At 35.4% G+C, this 16,940-nt stretch carries 16 protein-coding genes and 1 other RNA gene; 2 read left to right on the forward strand and 15 right to left on the reverse strand.

What is annotated here, in order from left to right; all coding sequences use genetic code 11:
- Nucleotides 1-308: 308 nt before the first annotated feature.
- The 8 genes from HGPG_RS07190 to HGPG_RS07220 form a co-directional block, all read right to left on the reverse strand.
- Nucleotides 309-1,121 carry a putative ABC transporter permease gene (locus HGPG_RS07190; RefSeq protein ID WP_019125387.1) on the reverse strand — a complete coding sequence of 271 codons (813 nt, stop codon included), beginning with the start codon at nt 1,119-1,121 and terminating at the stop codon, nt 309-311.
- A 60-nt stretch (nt 1,122-1,181) separates the two neighbouring features.
- On the reverse strand, nt 1,182-1,703 hold the full coding sequence (locus tag HGPG_RS07195; protein ID WP_019125388.1) for a LuxR C-terminal-related transcriptional regulator: 522 nt from the start codon (nt 1,701-1,703) through the stop codon (nt 1,182-1,184).
- Nucleotides 1,696-2,709, reverse strand: a complete 1,014-nt coding sequence (locus tag HGPG_RS07200; protein WP_019125389.1) for a LacI family DNA-binding transcriptional regulator — start codon at nt 2,707-2,709, stop codon at nt 1,696-1,698. The genes HGPG_RS07195 and HGPG_RS07200 overlap by 8 nt, the downstream gene beginning before the upstream one ends.
- Before the next feature lie 10 nt (nt 2,710-2,719).
- Entirely contained in the window at nt 2,720-3,613 is an 894-nt protein-coding gene (locus tag HGPG_RS07205; protein ID WP_019125390.1) for a diacylglycerol/lipid kinase family protein, read from the reverse strand.
- Between the two features lie 101 nt (nt 3,614-3,714).
- Nucleotides 3,715-4,209 (reverse strand): hypothetical protein, encoded by a 495-nt coding sequence (locus HGPG_RS07210; RefSeq protein ID WP_019125391.1) that lies wholly within the window; start codon nt 4,207-4,209, stop codon nt 3,715-3,717.
- 15 nt (nt 4,210-4,224) lie between these two features.
- Nucleotides 4,225-4,782, reverse strand: a complete 558-nt coding sequence (locus HGPG_RS07215; protein WP_019125392.1) for a YtxH domain-containing protein — start codon at nt 4,780-4,782, stop codon at nt 4,225-4,227.
- A 96-nt stretch (nt 4,783-4,878) separates the two neighbouring features.
- Nucleotides 4,879-5,062: non-coding RNA, 6S RNA (gene ssrS / locus HGPG_RS10130), on the reverse strand.
- A 34-nt stretch (nt 5,063-5,096) separates the two neighbouring features.
- Entirely contained in the window at nt 5,097-5,981 is an 885-nt protein-coding gene (locus HGPG_RS07220) for an RluA family pseudouridine synthase (protein ID WP_019125393.1), read from the reverse strand.
- Nucleotides 5,982-6,056: 75 nt separating this feature from the next.
- Between HGPG_RS07220 and HGPG_RS07225 the strand changes: the two genes are divergently transcribed.
- Nucleotides 6,057-6,857: an NAD(+)/NADH kinase gene (locus HGPG_RS07225; RefSeq protein WP_019125394.1), complete on the forward strand. Its 801-nt coding sequence runs from the start codon at nt 6,057-6,059 to the stop codon at nt 6,855-6,857.
- A 118-nt stretch (nt 6,858-6,975) separates the two neighbouring features.
- Here the strand turns inward: HGPG_RS07225 and HGPG_RS07230 are convergent, their stop codons facing one another.
- The 4 genes from HGPG_RS07230 to HGPG_RS07245 all read right to left on the reverse strand — a co-directional run bounded on the left by HGPG_RS07230 (nt 6,976) and on the right by HGPG_RS07245 (nt 12,689).
- Nucleotides 6,976-8,574 (reverse strand): CTP synthase, encoded by a 1,599-nt coding sequence (locus HGPG_RS07230; RefSeq protein ID WP_019125395.1) that lies wholly within the window; start codon nt 8,572-8,574, stop codon nt 6,976-6,978.
- A gap of 8 nt (nt 8,575-8,582) precedes the next feature.
- Complete coding sequence (locus tag HGPG_RS07235; RefSeq protein WP_019125396.1) at nt 8,583-10,655, reverse strand: glutamine synthetase III domain-containing protein; 2,073 nt, start codon at nt 10,653-10,655, stop codon at nt 8,583-8,585.
- 124 nt (nt 10,656-10,779) lie between these two features.
- The gene (locus HGPG_RS07240) at nt 10,780-11,997 is read right to left on the reverse strand and encodes a sensor histidine kinase (protein ID WP_019125397.1); all 1,218 of its coding nucleotides are present in this window, start codon (nt 11,995-11,997) and stop codon (nt 10,780-10,782) included.
- Nucleotides 11,997-12,689, reverse strand: coding sequence for a response regulator transcription factor (locus HGPG_RS07245; RefSeq protein WP_019125398.1), 693 nt, complete (start codon nt 12,687-12,689; stop codon nt 11,997-11,999). The genes HGPG_RS07240 and HGPG_RS07245 overlap by 1 nt, the downstream gene beginning before the upstream one ends.
- Nucleotides 12,690-12,771: 82 nt before the next feature.
- Between HGPG_RS07245 and HGPG_RS07250 the strand changes: the two genes are divergently transcribed.
- Nucleotides 12,772-13,695: a YihY/virulence factor BrkB family protein gene (locus HGPG_RS07250; RefSeq protein ID WP_019125399.1), complete on the forward strand. Its 924-nt coding sequence runs from the start codon at nt 12,772-12,774 to the stop codon at nt 13,693-13,695.
- Here the strand turns inward: HGPG_RS07250 and HGPG_RS07255 are convergent.
- The 3 genes from HGPG_RS07255 to HGPG_RS07265 form a co-directional block, all read right to left on the reverse strand.
- The gene (locus HGPG_RS07255; protein ID WP_019125400.1) at nt 13,692-14,294 is read right to left on the reverse strand and encodes a ComF family protein; all 603 of its coding nucleotides are present in this window, start codon (nt 14,292-14,294) and stop codon (nt 13,692-13,694) included. The two genes, HGPG_RS07250 and HGPG_RS07255, sit on opposite strands and share 4 nt — an antisense overlap.
- Nucleotides 14,275-16,458 carry an SF1B family DNA helicase RecD2 gene (gene recD2, locus HGPG_RS07260; protein WP_019125401.1) on the reverse strand — a complete coding sequence of 728 codons (2,184 nt, stop codon included), beginning with the start codon at nt 16,456-16,458 and terminating at the stop codon, nt 14,275-14,277. The genes HGPG_RS07255 and recD2 overlap by 20 nt, the downstream gene beginning before the upstream one ends.
- A 145-nt stretch (nt 16,459-16,603) precedes the next feature.
- Nucleotides 16,604-16,915, reverse strand: a complete 312-nt coding sequence (locus HGPG_RS07265; protein ID WP_019125402.1) for a PspC domain-containing protein — start codon at nt 16,913-16,915, stop codon at nt 16,604-16,606.
- Between the last annotated feature and the right edge of the window lie 25 nt (nt 16,916-16,940).

The raw sequence follows: 16,940 nt of genomic DNA on the forward strand, positions 1-16,940 counted from the left end.
TTGCTACTTTTTGAAGTAGCTTATTTATTGTACTCTTGTAAATTCTTTTTGTCAAGCTTTTTTTACAATTTTTTAAATTGTTTTTTACTCGACCTTTACAAAAGCCAAGCTGTCTAAATCGACAACTTCTATATGTTATCATTATGAAGTTGTTTTGTCAACTGTTTTTTTAATTTTTTGTTTTTTTAAAATAACAGCTGTCTTTTTCGACAACTGTTATAGTTTACTATTTTCATTTTTATATGTCAATGATTTTTTTGTAATTTTTTTATTTTTTATTCATAAAATATTAGCTAATAGATTAGTCCTTAGTCTTGACCGTATTGGTCCTTTATTCTTTCTTTTAATTCTTCAAAGTCTTTTTGAGTTTCTTCTAGCCTATTGGTCAAATTAGGAAAGGCCATTAATAGTCTCTTTTCGCCCAATATATCTTTTTTCTCTTTCAGTTCTCTTATTCTCTCTTCGATTTCTATTATTTCGGACTTCTTCTTTAGTTCTTGTTGTTTGTTTTCTATTTCTATTGTCTTGTCGTAAACTTTTATTCCTATTCTGTCTGAAACCTTCCTTATGTCTGCGCTAATTTTGTCTAGTGCCTTCATCTTCTTGTTTATGCCTATAATTGTATTAATTGTTGCAAGTAGGTCAATGGTCATAATTATTACAAGTCCAATATCCAAATACTTTAAGGCCCTTAGTGGTATTAGGTCCACTAGACTTTTTGTTACAGGGTGAACTGCTTCGTATAATAAAAAGCAAAACAAGCCCCATATTACTGAAAATTCCATACATATGTAGCCGCCAATATTTAGTTTTTTGTCAGTGTAATCCCACCATCTTTCGTGGAATATCTTCTCCAAAAGAAAGCCTGCCACAAATTCTATTGCCGTTGCAATGACAATTGAGCCTAAAAATAAGACAAATTTGTTTTTTCCTGCTATGTCTGTGAGAAAATATATTACTGATATGGCGCCAAAGCCATAAATGGGACAGTAGGGTCCTGATAAAAATCCTCTATTTATAAACTTTCCAACTGTTACTGCGTGAAAGCTCACTTCTACAACCCAGCCTATAAAGGCATAGATAAAAAAGTACATTAAGTACAAGAAAAAATATCTTTCCATTTAATCCTCTATTCTTAATTTAAAAATATGTTAGGATTACTAACATATTTGATAAAATTATTAAATTTCACTGTAGTTTTTTATGACTTCTCTTCTTCCACTTACTTCTAATTTTTTGTAAAGCACTGTTAGATTATTTTTTATTGTCTTCTCACTGATGTAAATTTCCTTTGAGATGTCCTTATTGGTTTTGCCTGCTATTATTTCCTCTAATAAGTACTTTTCTCTCCTTGTAAGTGTCTTTATCTTGTCGAACTTTTTGTTCCTATTTCTCTTAGCTTCCTTTAAGCTTTCTTCTATATATACATGCCCTCTTAAGGTCTTATCCACTGCTTCAAGTATTTCTTCTTCTGATGACTTAAGGCTTAAAAGGGAGTAATCGATGTTAAGTGGAAGATCCCTATCTTCAACTATCCTTATTTTTTCTTCTCTTCTATTTTCTAAGTTTTTGTCTTCAAAGATCAAGAGATCAAAGTCTTCCCTTGTCAATTCATAAAAATCAAGGACTTCATAATCCTTTAATATATTCTGAAGTCCTCTCTTTATAATTTCACAATTAGTTTCAATGGCAATTCTAGTCATTTAAACTTTTTACACTTTCTCTTTCAAGTATTTCTGATGGAAGCACTACGTTTTCTGAAAAGTCGCTATCTTCCTTGGCAATTTTCTTTAAAATCTTTCTAATGGAAACTGCTCCAATGTCATAATAAGGAATCTTGACAGTAGTAAGTTTTGGTCTATAAATATCTGAAATGTAAGAGCCACCAAAGCCTGTTACAGAAATATCTTGAGGTGTCTTGTAGTTGTTGTCTAAAAGCAAGTTCATTAGGTGAATTGCAATTGTGTCGTAGGATGTGAAGAAGGCTGTAATTTTTTCTTTTTTAAGTGTCTTTATTATTTCTTCTCCTTCATTTTCTACATCCCCTGCATTAAGACCTTCAACAAATAAGTTTATCTTCTTTAGACCATGTTCTTCCATGGCTCTGTTGTAGCCTTCGATTTTTTTCTTTTCAAAGGTTCTGTCATAGTCCTTTCTAATTCCTAGAGAGGCAATATTTTTGTGTCCCTTAGCAATTAAAAGATTTACCATGTCATAGGATGCCTTTTCATAATCAATTGTGGCAGAGAATTTTTCTATGTCGTAGAAATTGCTTATGATGACGTAAGGAATTTTGCTTTCTTCCAACTTGTATTCAAGTTTAGGATTGTGCAAGTTTGAAATTACAATTATTCCTTCCACTTGTTTTTGTGCCAACAAGTTTGCAAACTTCATTTCAGATTCTTGGTCGCCATAGGAGCTTGACAAAAGTATGTCGTATTTATACATTCTTCCAACTTCTTCCACTCCTCTTAGGATTTGTGAAATAAAGTTAGACCCAATGTCTTCTACAATTACACCTATTAAATTAGATTTTTTTGTAACTAAACTTCTAGCCACTTCATTTGGCTTGTAGTCCAAAACATCTATGGCGTGCAATACTCTTCTTCGTGCCTCTGGGCTAACGGGCTTTGAGTCATTTATTACCCTTGATACTGTAGAAATGGACACATCTGCCATTTTTGCTACATCTTTAATTGTAGATGCCATACTTTCCTCCTTATGGTACTATTATTTTCAACCTATTTTCCAACACTTTAAAATTCATAGGAAGTGTAGAAGTCTTTTCTCCGTCAACATCTATTGTCACTTCTTCATCAGATTCTATACTTATGTTTTTTGTCTTTAGGTAAATTACCTTGTTGTGATCTATGTGCTTGCCTCCCATTAGTGAAGCAAAAAGTTCAGGCGCATCAGATATTTTTATTCTCTTAAAAATCAAAACATCTAAATATCCATCAGATACATCGGCAAAGGGCGACATCCTTTTAAAACCACCCACTGAAGTTGAGTTGGTTATTAAAAATAAAAGTGAGTCTACACTTTCGTCGATCTCGTCGCTTTTTACCTTTAAATTAATTGACTTTTGATATTTAAAAATTCTCTTTTCCAAAAGTTCCCTGGCGCCTTCAAGATAGTATGCCATATTGCCAAGACTTGCCTTTTTCTCAGCAGAGACAGTGTAGGCAATTTCAGTTAGCATTCCGCCTGCAGCTACATTTATAAAGGCCCTATCACCAGCAAGGCCAAGGTCAATGGTCTTTATATGGTAATTTTTTATCATTTGATAAAACTTAAAGGGTGAAGTTGGCAGTCCCTGAGCATTGGCAAAGTCGTTTACAGTTCCACTTTGAAGAATTGCAAGGGGAGTATCTCTCTTTGAAAGATATATTCCATTTACAACTTCATTTACTGTGCCATCGCCACCAGAACATATTATAAAATCTTCTCCCGTGTAATTTGCAGCGAAATTTTTGCCGTCGCCTTCCTCATGGGTAAATAATAATTCAATTTCATATTTATCATGGCTCATTAGCTCAATTAATTCTAAAATTTTGCCAAGAGCTGCACCTCTGCCCGAATTTGGGTTTGCAATTATCTTAACTCTCTTCATTCTACTCCTCGTACTATGTAAATTAAATCTCAATCCTTCCTCTTGGTCAAGACTTAATTTTGAAAATAAAAGAAGACGAAGCAATAACTCCGTCCCCTAGATCATTTTAAAAAGACTTCTTTAACTGTCTTTGCAACTTCTCTTAAAATATAAAAATAGTCGATGGCGTTATTTGAACTAAGCGAAATAGTTTTAGCAGTATCAGAAATAACATCTGAAACATTCATAACTGTGTTTGATACCCTTAAAGAAGTATCATCGACCTTTCTTGTAATTCCATTAACAGTGTCTGAAACTGAACCAACTGTGGCAACAACTTTTTCAATTTCTGGTTTTACATCATTGACTAGCTTTGTCGCATCAGTTGAAATTGAATTTACATTTGTAGAAATGTCCTTTGCATTGTCCATTATTGAAGGAACAGTCTTTATAGTGTGATCAATATCACCTTGGTTTCTTTCAATAATTTCATTGACATTTTTCAAGATTTTCATAACATTTAGCAGCGCTAAAAATAGTGCAACTAGTGCAGCTATGCCAGCTACATACAATAAGAAACTTAGTAGGCCACCAATTGTAAATGCTTGATCTAACATTTTATGCCCCCTATCTTATTTTCTAGCTTCTTTTTCTGCCTTTTCTTTTGTTTCTTCAAGAGTTTCCTTTACATTTTCAGAAGATTTTTTTGCTTCTCTCTTGATGTCTTCTGCGCCTTCTTTTAAGTCGCCCTTAACTTCTTCTGCTGTATCTTTAACTTCTTCACTTGTGTTTCTTACATCTTTTTTGATATCTTCAGCTCCAGCCTTGACAACTTCGCCAATTGCTTTAGCCTTTGCCTTAGCTACTTCCACATCTTCGTCAAATTCATATTTTTTAATAGCAGCCTTGTCTCTCAAGTCGCTATAAGTTTTCTTAGCTTGTTCGCCAGCTTGGTATGCCTTAAATTGAATAGTATCTTTAGCATCATTAGCTGCGTTTAGTGCTTGATTAGCAGCTTCCTTTGACTTGTTTGCAATGTCTTCACGAGTTTTTTTGCCTTCTTGTGGTGCAAATAAAATTCCACCAAGAGCTCCAAGTGCAATACCTGTAGAAATCTTAGAAATTTCTTTAAGTCTTCTTCTTCTAGCTGCTTCGTTACGTTTTTCTTCTAAATAATCAAATAGTCCCATAATAACTCTCCTTTTTCTTTGAAAATATCTCTTCCGATTCCTTAATTTATTACCCTATTTATATAAAAATAATCAATTAATTAAAGTCTAATAATAGTAAAAACCGCAATGCCGTTTCCTAATTAATTCACCCCGCCCATTTTCATGGTGGGTTAAAAACTTGATAGCGTCTTCTGACTTCCGCTCAAAGGCGGCTTGTCATATCTCACTCATACACAGTTTCCCGTGTTCTATTTGTCGGTTGAATTAAAAAGGATTCTTTCGAACATCGCAGAATTTACCTAATTAAATTATAACTCAATGAAATCACTTTTTCAATAAAGCGAAGGAAAAAAATGAAAATCTTCAGGAAGATTTGCAAGAATTTCTATTTCCTCATCCTTCCTTGGAAGCTTTAATTTTATGGAATAAGAGTGGAGGGCTTGCCTACTTATTAAATCAGATTTTTCTCCGTAGAGACTATCGCCAATAATGGGGTGACCAAGGTGACTTAGGTGGACTCTAATTTGATGAGTCCTTCCAGTGTGAAGAGTTAAAATTACTAGACTCATATTGTCATATTCACTAAGGACCTTATAAGAGGTCATGGACTTTTTGCCAATTACATAATTTACCTCTCGCCTAATTCCATCTTCACTTGTGGCTATGGGTGCGTCAATGATTCCTTCCTTATCTTCAAAGATCCCCTGGCAAATTGCCAAATATTTTTTCTCAACCTTGTCTCTAAATTCACTAGAAATTTTATCTTGAGCAAAGGGGTTTTTGCAGGCAAGGACTATGCCCGATGTGTCTCTGTCAAGTCTATTAATAAACCTAACCTTTCTCTTAATATTATTTTCCTCAAAATATCCTAAGATATAATTTAAAAGAGTGCCCTGGCTGTCGTCCTTTGCTGTGTGAGTCACCATTAGTGGCTCCTTATTTATTACAAGGAGGTCATCATCTTCATATAAGATGTCAAGAGGTCTTTTTTGGACCTTGCCATTGGGCTCTTCGTCTTCAAATTTTAGAGAAATTATGTCATTTATCTTTAACCTTTTATTTTTTCCTATTAACTTTCCATTTAAGTAAATATTTCCATCTTTTACAGACTTTCTTATCAGGCGAGAAGAGACTCCACGCTCTTTTAAGTAGTCGTTGACCTTCATTTTTTCACTAGCTCTGAAATTTAAAAAGTCTTTTGAATTTAATCTATACATTTTACACCTCTAGTCAAGGAGACTTTATTCGTTTATAATATAAATATTAGAGAAAAAAATCAAGGGGGTTTAAGCTTGTCAAAAATTATAAATATACTTACAAATGCAAATTTCGAATCAAAAAAAACTGCCACAGAATTGCATAAAGTTTTAACAAGATATGGCTACGAGCCCTTTAACGGCTTCAAAAAAAATGCCGAGCTTTCCATTTGCATTGGCGGCGATGGTTCCTTTATAAAGGCTATTCACAAAAATGACTTTCCAGAAATGCCCTTCGTGGGAATAAATACAGGTCACCTTGGCTTTTATCAAGAAATAAAGCCTGACGAAATCGAAAAATTTGTAAAGGACTACAACAGCGGCAACTACATTGTAGATGACATAAAGCTAATAAGATCGGACATCTACACAAAAAATAAGGTCTATAAATTTTATTCAGTAAACGAAGTTGTCTTAAAGGCAGCTCACTCAAAGACCATACACATGAATGTCTTTATAGACAGAAACCATGTGGAAAAATTTTCTGGCGACGGCATCTTAGTTGCAACACCATCGGGCTCCACTGCCTACAACTTTTCATCTGGTGGCGCCATAGTTTTTCCAAGCCTATATGTTCTACAGATGACGCCAATTTCACCAGTGAATTCTGCTGCCTACCGCTCCCTGGGTTCATCAGTAATCGTTCCTGGAGCTCACACAATTTCTCTTGTTGTTGAAAAGCGCTACAAGGATTCAAATCTTTTGTTAGTTGACGGAAACGAATATTTTTTCAACAACCTTCACAGGGTAAACATTAGGCTATCAAACAAGACCATAAAAAAACTCGTCTTCTCAAGTAATTCCTATTGGGACAATTTAAAAGACAAGTTCCTATAAGTTCTGAAAAATTTTCAGATCTTATTAATTTATTTGTGATGAAGCTAAAGCAATATAATAAAAGCTCTTGCTAAGAATAAAAAATCTCACCCAAAATTTATGGATGAGATTTATTTTTTTATTTGTTTTTATTTTTTATTGCTGCCTTTATGAAGCCATTAAATAGTGGATGAACTTTTGTTGGTCTTGACTTAAATTCTGGGTGGAATTGACAAGCAAGGAAGAAGTCATTGTCCTTCATTTCAATTATTTCAACTAAGTCCTTGTCTTCGTTGATGCCAGAAAAAGTCACGCCAGCTGATCTGATTTTTCCACGATAGTCGTTGTTAAATTCGTATCTATGTCTGTGTCTTTCCTTGATTTTTTCTTCGCCATAGAGCTCATAAGTCAAAGTTCCCTTTTCAATTGTGCAGTCATAATTTCCAAGTCTAAGAGTTCCGCCAACATTTTTTACATCCTTTTGATTTTCCAAAAGGTCTATAATTGGATAATTTGTCTCTGGATTTATTTCTGTTGAGTTGGCATCCTTTAAGCCAAGTTTGTTTCTGGCAATGTCAATTAAGGCAACTTGCATTCCGTAGCAAATTCCAAAGTAAGGCACATTGTTTTCGCGAGCGTACTTCGAAGCCATGATCATGCCTTCTGTTCCACGAGAGCCAAAGCCGCCTGGCACAATTATTCCATCAAGCCCTTCTAAGATGCTAGCGTCCTTTTCTATATCTTCAGAATCTATCCATTTAATCTTTACCTTGTAGCCATTTTCACAACCTGCATCAGTAAGTGCTTGGGTTACAGATAGGTAGGCATCGTGAAGGCTTACATATTTACCCACAAGGCCAATTGTAACTTCGCCCTTGACATCCTTAAATCTCTCAACCATTTCTTTCCACTTGCCCTTTGATGCTGGCATATCTTCAAGTTCAAGTTCCTTTAAGATGTAGTCGTCTAAGTGTTGTTCGTGGAAAACTAGTGGCACTTCATAAATTAAGTCTACATTAGTTGATTGAATAACTGCTTCCACTGGCACATCGCAGAATAGAGAAATTTTTTCTCTCAAATCCTTTGTTACAATTCCATTAGACCTAACAATAATTACATCAGTTTTAATTCCGTTACTCATAAGCTCCTTAAAGGAGTGTTGAGTTGGCTTAGTCTTTAGCTCGTCAGAACCTGGAATGTTTGGCACTAGAACTGTGTGGACAAATAAGACATCTGATGTTTTATTTTCTGAGTGAATTTGTCTTATTGCCTCTAAGAATGGTAGGGACTCAATGTCTCCTACTGTTCCGCCAATTTCTGTAATTACAACATCAGCCTTAGATTCTTTGGCAGCCTTATAAACTGCATTTTTAATTTCGTTGGTGATGTGTGGAATTACTTGCACAGTTGCTCCATCATAATCGCCACGCCTTTCCTTGGCAATTACAGTTGAATAAACTTTACCAGTTGTAATTGATGCGTCCTTAGTTAGTTCTTCGTCGATAAATCTTTCATAGTGGCCAAGGTCAAGGTCAGTTTCTGCTCCGTCCTTAGTTACAAAAACTTCTCCATGTTGGTAGGGACTCATAGTGCCTGGGTCCACATTTAGGTAGGGGTCAAACTTTTGCATAAATACAGAGAGCCCTCTGTCCTTTAAAAGTCTTCCAATACTTGCTGCAGAAATTCCCTTGCCAATTCCTGAAACAACTCCACCTGTAACAAATATAAATTTAGTCATACTTCCTCCTAGCTTAGTGAATTAAAAATATCTTCATAAGATGGCAGCGTAATATTTTTTCTTGAAATTAATTTTTCCATGTCATCGGCAACTTCTCTTGTGGCGCGAAGTTTTGTGGCAATATTTCTTTCAACATACTCTGCCTTTTTGTAAATGTCATCTATTTTGCTTGAATGTAAAAGCAAGGCTTCAATTTCACTTTCACATTCCATTAACTTTGTAATCATCTTATCTATTTTATCATACTTAGAGCTTAGCAATTCATTATTTTTAAAATTTAAAACATGACTCAGGTCACTTAGCTCGGCAAGACCCATAGGGATTATGTCCTTTTCAAGCATAGACATCATTATCTTTGCCTCTAAAGTGTGATAGATTACAACTTCTTCTAGGTTTACTTCATAGCTTGCCCTTATTTCCTTTTCAGTATAAATTCCCCTCTTTAAGAAAATATCATTAAAGTCAAAATCCTTTAGGGCAACTAAGGCATCAAAATAAGTCTTGTGATTTGCAAGCCCCCTTCTCTTTGCCTCTTCTCTCCACTCAAGAGAATAATTATCTCCGTCGCAAATTACCCTGTCGTGAGAAATCATAATTTCCCTCACTATTTCAAGGACAAGCCTTCTTAGTTTCTTGTAGTCATCCTTATAGGGCTCAAGTCTTTCATAAATCCTTGAAAGAGAATCTGTCATGGCGCAGTTAAGTGCAATATTTAAATCAGAGCCAGTCTTTGATGAGCCAAGCATCCTAAATTCAAATTTATTTCCCGTAAAGGCAACGGCTGCAGTTCTATTTCTGTCGCTGGAATCCTTTGGCACGCTTAAAAGATTGTAGCCCCTAAAAGTATTATCGTCTTCCTTTTTATATTCTACTTCTTCTTTTATGTCTCTAAAGAGTTCCTCTAGGTCGCTTCCCAAAAATAATGAAACTATAGCTGGTGGCGCTTCGTCTGCTCCAAGTCTAAAGTCATTTGAAGTTGATGATGCGCTAACTCTTAAGAGGCTTTGATACTTGTCTGTTGCCTCAATTAGTGCTGCCACAAATAATAAAAATATGTCGTTGTTGTAGGGATCCTCGCCTGGATCAAAAACATTTAAGCCATAATTTGTGACGATGGAATAATTGTTGTGCTTGCCAGAACCATTTACACTGGCAAAGGGCTTTTCGTGGAAGAGACAGACCAAATTATTTTCTAGGGCAGTTTCCTTTAAAATGTTCATGAGAAGTTGGTTGTCGTCAATTGCCACATTTACATTTTCAAATAAAATTGCCATTTCAAATTGATTTGGGGCAACTTCATTGTGCTCAGCCTCAGAATAAATTCCAAGCTGGTAAAGTTTTTCGTCAACATCCTTATAAAATTTTTCAACTCTTGCAGGAATTTGACCAAAATAGTGGTCAGACAACTCTTGTCCCTTGGGAGATGGAGCTCCAACTATAGTTCTTCCAATATTTTTAAGGTCGCTTCTCTTCTTATAAATTTCCTTGTCAACCAAGAAAAATTCTTGTTCAAGACCGACCTTTACCCTCATCCTGTAGGCATATTCGTCCTTCTTAAATAAATTTACAATTTTTACGCCTTCAGCACTTAAAATTTTTGTGGAATCAATGAGGGGTCCTCTCTTGTCAAGCTTTTCACCCTTGTAAGACATGAAAATAGTGGGGATGTAAAGGACATTTCCAATGATAAAAGAATTTGCTGTAAGGTCCCAATAAGTGTAGCCTCTAGCCTCAAAGGTAGACCTCATGCCACCACTTGGAAAGGATGAGGCATCTGGCTCGCCCTTTACAAGTTCCTTGCCGGAAAATCTATTTATTGGTTCACCATCAGAAGTCCTTGAAATAAAGGCCTCGTGTTTTTTTGCAGTGTGACCACTTAGGGGCAAGAACCAGTGAGCAAAGTGGGTTGCACCATTACTTAAGGCCCAATCCTTCATGGCATGGGCAATGGCATCGGCAGTCTCTCTGTCCAAGTCCTTTTCATTTCTTAAGGCATCCTTCCACTTTAAATAAATTGGATAGGGAAGTGCTTCCTTCATCTTTTTCTTATTAAAACTTTTTATTCCGAATTCCTCGATCATAAGTTTCCCCCCATAAAGTTTTTGAAAAATAAAAAAATGACAATTAATTAAAATTGCCATTATGAAAAACCTGTGGTTTCTTTTTATTTTATTTCAAATTCTATTTCTTGTCAATAAAATATAATCACTCTGAATCCTTTGAAAGCAATACATGGACATCAAACCACTGACCGTGAATGGAAATTTTTACATCGCCACCCAGGATTTCTGAAAGATTTTTTACAATGTTAAGTCCAAGTCCTGAGCCTTCAGAGTGTCTGGACCTGTCTGCCTTTAAAAGTTCTTCAAAGAGTTCATCACTATTCATATTTAATTTTTCATTCATAATATTTTTTACATAAAATTCAACGCTGGACTCCCTTTCAATTACACCTGCAAGGACCTTTGTGCCAGCTCTTGAGTGTTTAGCCGCATTGGAAAGAAGATTTTCCACGATTCTCACAAAGAGATTTACATCTGTGTAAATTAAAATTTCGTCGCTAGTTGAGTTGTAGAGAAAATCCAAGTCCTTTTGCTTAAAGAGAGAATCATAGTCGCCATAAATTTGTAAAATCATTTCATTTAATTCAACTAAGGACCTCTCCACAGCAATGTCCCTGGTGCTAGTCTTTGATGCAAATACTAGGTCCACAATTAGGTCCCTTAGCCTTGTGGAATTTCTCTTTAAAATGCCTATAAATTTTTTTGCCTCCTCGTCTAATTCATCTTTCTTGGACAAGAGGTCGGCATAATTAATTATTGAAGTGAGGGGCGTCTTTAAGTCGTGGGAAATATTTGTTATTAGCTCCACCTTTAATTTCTCTGACCTAAAGTTTTCTTCCAGCCTCTTCCTGTCACGCTTTTTGAAGTCTTCCATTAGGACTGTGATTTTTTCCAGGTACTCATTTTCAAAGGGCTCTGGAATGACAAAGTCGTAGCCATAGAGTATGGACTCCACTAGCTCAATGGATAGGGTGTTTTGTGCAAACTGAACTTCAACAATAAAGACTGCACGAAGTATCATAAAGAGAAGGACATTTAAAAGGACTATGCCCTTGGTAAGTAGGCTGTAAAATAAGATGTATAAAATAAATAGGGTCACATTTAAGGTGCCAAATAGCCTAAAATTTTTAAACTGTCTGTACTTAAAGAGGTTATAGGTAAAAACTGTGTCCAATAATTTTCTTCTCTTGATTTTTATAAGGACAAAAAGAAGAGTAACTATCCAAGCCAGGATAAAGTGTTTGTTGATGTTAAAGAGCTCGAAAATAATTACGCAGGAGGCAAAAATATTTTCCACAAAAATTTTATCTGAAAGATTTACAAAAATTTCCTTAAAATAATCTTTTATATCAGAAAGCATTACTTTGCCTCAATTTTATATCCCATTCCATAGACAGATTTTATTAAATCAGGTTTTCTTGGATTGATTTCCACCTTGTCGCGAAGGTGAGAGATGTGGACAGAAATAATTTTTCTCACATCAATTGCCTCGTCTTCCCAAACTCTTTCATAAATTTCATTGGAAGAAAAAACTCTGCCAGGATTTTTTAAGAGAAGATACAAAATTTTGTATTCATAGGGAGTAAGGCTTACAACTTCTCCCTCAACTCTCACTTCCTTTGACTCATCAGAAAGACTCACTCTTCCAATTTTTATGTCGCCCTTTTTAATTTCTGATGCACCAAGGGAAAAATACCTTCTTATAAGAGAGTTTACCCTTGCAGTAAGCTCCACTGCGTTAAAGGGTTTTGTTATGTAATCATCTGCCCCCACATTTAAGCCCACAATCTTATCTGTAACTTCACTCTTTGCAGAAAGCACAATGATAGGAATATTTGTAACTTCGCGCATTTTCATAATTAGAGTTATGCCATCCATAACGGGCATCATAATGTCTATGATTGCAAGATGTATTTCTTTTTTTTCTAGTATTTCAAGAGCAGAGGCACCGTCTTCTGCAGTAAAAACGCTGTAGCCTTCTGCCTTTAAATAAATTTCTATTGCGTCTAAGATATCTCTCTCGTCGTCGCAAACTAATATATTGTAATCCATAATCATCATCCTTTACTCTATTTTATCATGTAACGAATTGTTATAACATAAAATTTAATATATAATACACAAGAGGTGTTCAATGAAATTTTTAAATAATTTTATAGATAAATCAAAGGACAAAAAAGCCTTTACTTTTTTTGACAAATTAATTTATAGAATATTAAATCACGACACTCTCTCCTATGGAGGCAGTCTCACATATTTTTTAGTTCTATCAATTTTTCCTTTTTTAATTTCATTAATAAATGCAATTAATTTTTCAGGGATTTTAGACCCAGAATATATTTTTTCACTCTTAGATGTGCTTCCCAGTGAAATCCAAAGCATTGTCACAGATTTTTTGAGAGAGCTTCAAAGTTCATCTTCAGGATCTTTCTTCACAATTTCCTTTGTGGCAGGACTTTTTACTGCATCAACTGCAGTTTTTAAATTAATAAAAATAATAAATTCATCCTATGGTTTTGTTGAAAAGAGAGGTTTTATTAAGCTAAGGCTCATTGCCCTCTTCTTCACTCTTTCACTTATCACCATGTTTTTTATGCTGATCCTAACGCAAATCTTTGGCGAAATAATTTATGCAACGGCTATAAAATACTTGGACATAGACAATGAATTTTTCGACAAGATGTGGCGGATAGCAAAAAATATAATCCCCCTAGCCTATATGTTAATTACCTTTATGCTCCTCTACAAGTTTTCTCCATCAAATAGCAAGGAGAACATGGTGACTTTTAAGGGAGTCCTTCCTGGTGCAATTTTTTCAACATTGGGCGTAATCATTGTTTCCATAGTCTTTGGATTCTATGTGTCAAACTTTGGAAATTACTCCATCACCTATGGGTCTCTTGGAGGTATTATAATTTTTTTAATTTGGCTTTATTTACTTTCAATAATTATTTTAATTGGGGCAGAGATAAATGCAACTCTCTACTCCATGAAAAATTTTAAGTCTTTAAATATTTGGCCAAGACATGATTCCATTTTTAAAAATTTTGATAATTAGGCAATTTCTGTGGCTGCAATAAGTGCAGTCACTTTTTTTATGCCTGCAGCCTTGGCAACTTTTACAAGTTCAGAAATAGTTGTGCCTGTAGTTATTACATCGTCTACAATTATTATTTCCTCTGGAGCCTTTTTTACAACAAAGGCATTTTTTAAGTTTTCTTGACGCTGGTCTTTTTTTAGACCTACTTGAAATTTTGTGTCCTTAACTTTCTCGAAGACTTCTTGGCACTTTAAATCAAGTTTCTTTGCAATAGTCTCTGCCAAAATTTTCGATTGATTGTAGCCTCTTTCCCTCTCTCGGCGAGGGTGCATGGGGACAAAGGTCAAAACTACTTCAGATAAATTTCTCTCCAAAAGTTTTTCTATCATAATTTCAGAAATAATTTCTCCATAGGAGAGCTTACCCTTGAACTTAAAGTCGATTATGAGCCTTCTCATTATGCCAGCATAAGTTGAGGAGACAATTAAATCGTCAAGGCCATCTATGTCATAGTAAAAAGTTGGGTTTTTATTGACAAGCTCATAACAAGCAGGGCAAAGTCCATAGTTTTTTACAATTTTTCCGCAGAGGGGGCAATTATTTTCCATTAACTTCATTTTGCTTCCTCAATTTTTCTGCCAAGTTAGAATATCTCTTAACAGTTTTATTATTTTCAATCATCTTCACAAGGTACTCACTTTGACCAACTAAGACCACTGCCTTTGATGCACGAGTTATGGCTGTGTAAATTAAATTCCTAGTAAGTAGCATTGGCGCTGCCCGGTAAAGGGGAATTACAACTACTGGAAATTCACTGCCCTGAGACTTGTGGATAGTCATGGCATAGGCAAGTGCCAGCTCGTCTAAGTTCTCACTTGAATATTCCACGCTTCTCACATCGTCAAAGACCACTGTAAGCTTTTTATTTTCCTTGTCAATTTTTGAAATGTAGCCTAGGTCGCCATTGAAGACTCCCTTTTGTCTGTCCTCATAAAATTCATTTTCAATCTTTGACTCAAGCTCATAATTATTTTTCGTCTGAAGAACTCTGTCGCCAAGCTTAAATTTTTTGCCTAGGACTTCTATGCAGTCTTCATTTTTATTTAAGTGCTCTTGGAGAACCTTATTGAGATTGATAGTGCCGTGATTTCCCTTTTTAGTTGGCGTCAAAACCTGGACTTCACTTTCACTTACATTAAAATAATTGGGAAGTCTAGTCTTTACTAAATCCTTAATAATTTCAAGACCCTTAACCTCTCCTCTTTCAGCAATCATAAAGAAGTCGCCCACATTTAAAATAGGCATCTCGCCCTTATTTATTAGGTGAGCATTTTTTACAATCATGGACTCCTCTGACTGCCTGAAAATTTCTTCCAGGTTCACAGACTCAATTACGCCAGACTTTAAAATATCTGCAAGGACATTTCCTGCCCCAACAGAAGGCAGTTGATCCTTGTCGCCAACTAAAATAAGTCTTGTTGGGCTTTCAATGGACTTTAAAAGTGTTTCCATGAGAAGGATATCCACCATGGACACTTCATCAAGGATCAAAACATCGCATTCAAGCTCTTCAATATTTGAAAAGCCCAGGTCTCCTGCAAAGCCAATTTCAAGAAGCTTGTGAATGGTAAAGGCATCACGACCAGTTTGCTCTTTCATCCTCTTGGCAGCCCTGCCTGTAGGTGCAGCAAGCTTTATGACTTTATTCATGGACTCAAAGATGTCGATTAAGACCTTTAGGGTGGTAGTCTTTCCCGTACCAGGTCCACCAGTTATGACAAAGACTCCTCTATTTATTGCCTCTTTAACAGCCCTTCTCTGAGTCTTTGAAAGCTCAATCTCCCTAAATTTTTCTGTATCAGAAATTTTTTTGTCTATGTCAATTTCTTCCTCAAAGGAAATATTTAAATCATTTAATTTTCCTGCCACATAATTTTCTGCAGCCAGATATCTTGCAATGTAGCAGTTGTAATTTTCGCCATCTCTTTCCACAAAAAAATTTTTCTCAAGACTTAGGGTCCTTGCAAGGTCATCTCTATCTTCAAAATTTAAGCCCAAAATTTTTTCCGATGCCCTAACTAATTTATCCAGAGGAAGATAGGTGTGCCCATCTCTATTGGCAAGCATGAGGGCATACTTTAGGCCTGCAATTTTTCTAAAATCAGAATCCTTTTCTATGCCAAGGCTTTCTGCAATCTCATCAGCCTTTTTAAAACCAATGCCTCTAACACTACCAATTAAATCGTAGGGATTTCTCCTTACAATCTCTATGGACTCTTCGCCATACTCCTTGTAAATTTTTAAAATCACAGAGGCAGGCAGGTTGTACCTAGAAAAATAAAGAAAAATTTTTCTCATGGCATATTGCTTGTCCAGGGCTTCCTTTATATCCCTATATTTCTTTTTCCCAATGCCTTCCACAGACAAAAGTTTCTCGGGATTTTTTTCTATTACATCAAGAGTTTCGTCCTTAAATTTATTTACAATTCGCTCTGCCATTTTTTCGCCAACATGAGGTATATTTGCACTTGAAAGGTAGGAGATAATGGCAGCTTCGCCCTCGGGCATGACTTCTTCCATTTCCACAAAGGCAAACTGCTCGCCGTATTTATTGTGATATGTAAAATCTCCTGTGAATTTGTATTTTAAATTTGTCTTAAAAATTGTAGCAGAGCCCACTATGACAAGGTCACCATCAGTTGAAGTTATCTTGGCAACAGTGTATCCATTTTCTTCATTTCTAAAAATAATTCTCTCCACAATTCCTTCAAGAGTAATCAATTACAACACCTCGCCTTTATTGTATCAATAAATTAGAATTAAATACAGAAAATAATTTAGGCTAAAATCTTATAGGATTCTCAAAAATTTTTATAACTTTTTAAAAATTTTTTCCACTAAAAAAGAGGTCCTCCTGGACCCCTTCTCAATAAAAATCTTCATCAGATTTTTTCTTTTGTTCTTCATAAATATCTCTGTAATTTTCTTCGTAGTCTTTTACTCTTTCATGAGGCTCTTTGAACTTTTCGCCGTAGCTATCATCTATCCTATTGCCATAGGGCTCAGATGGAATGATAATGGCAAGGGCAATGTAAACCCAAATGCTAAGTCCGCCAGGCACTATTAACAAAAAGGTAATCAGCCTAACAATTGTAGAGTCAATGCCCAAATATTCAGCTATGCCACCACAAACGCCTGCCAAGACTCTATCCTTTCGTGACCTATAAAGTTTCTTCATTTCACACTTCCTTTGACTTTAAAAT

The sequence above is a fragment of the Peptoniphilus grossensis ph5 genome (genome assembly GCF_000311825.1).
GTDB lineage: Bacteria > Bacillota > Clostridia > Tissierellales > Peptoniphilaceae > Peptoniphilus_A > Peptoniphilus_A hominis.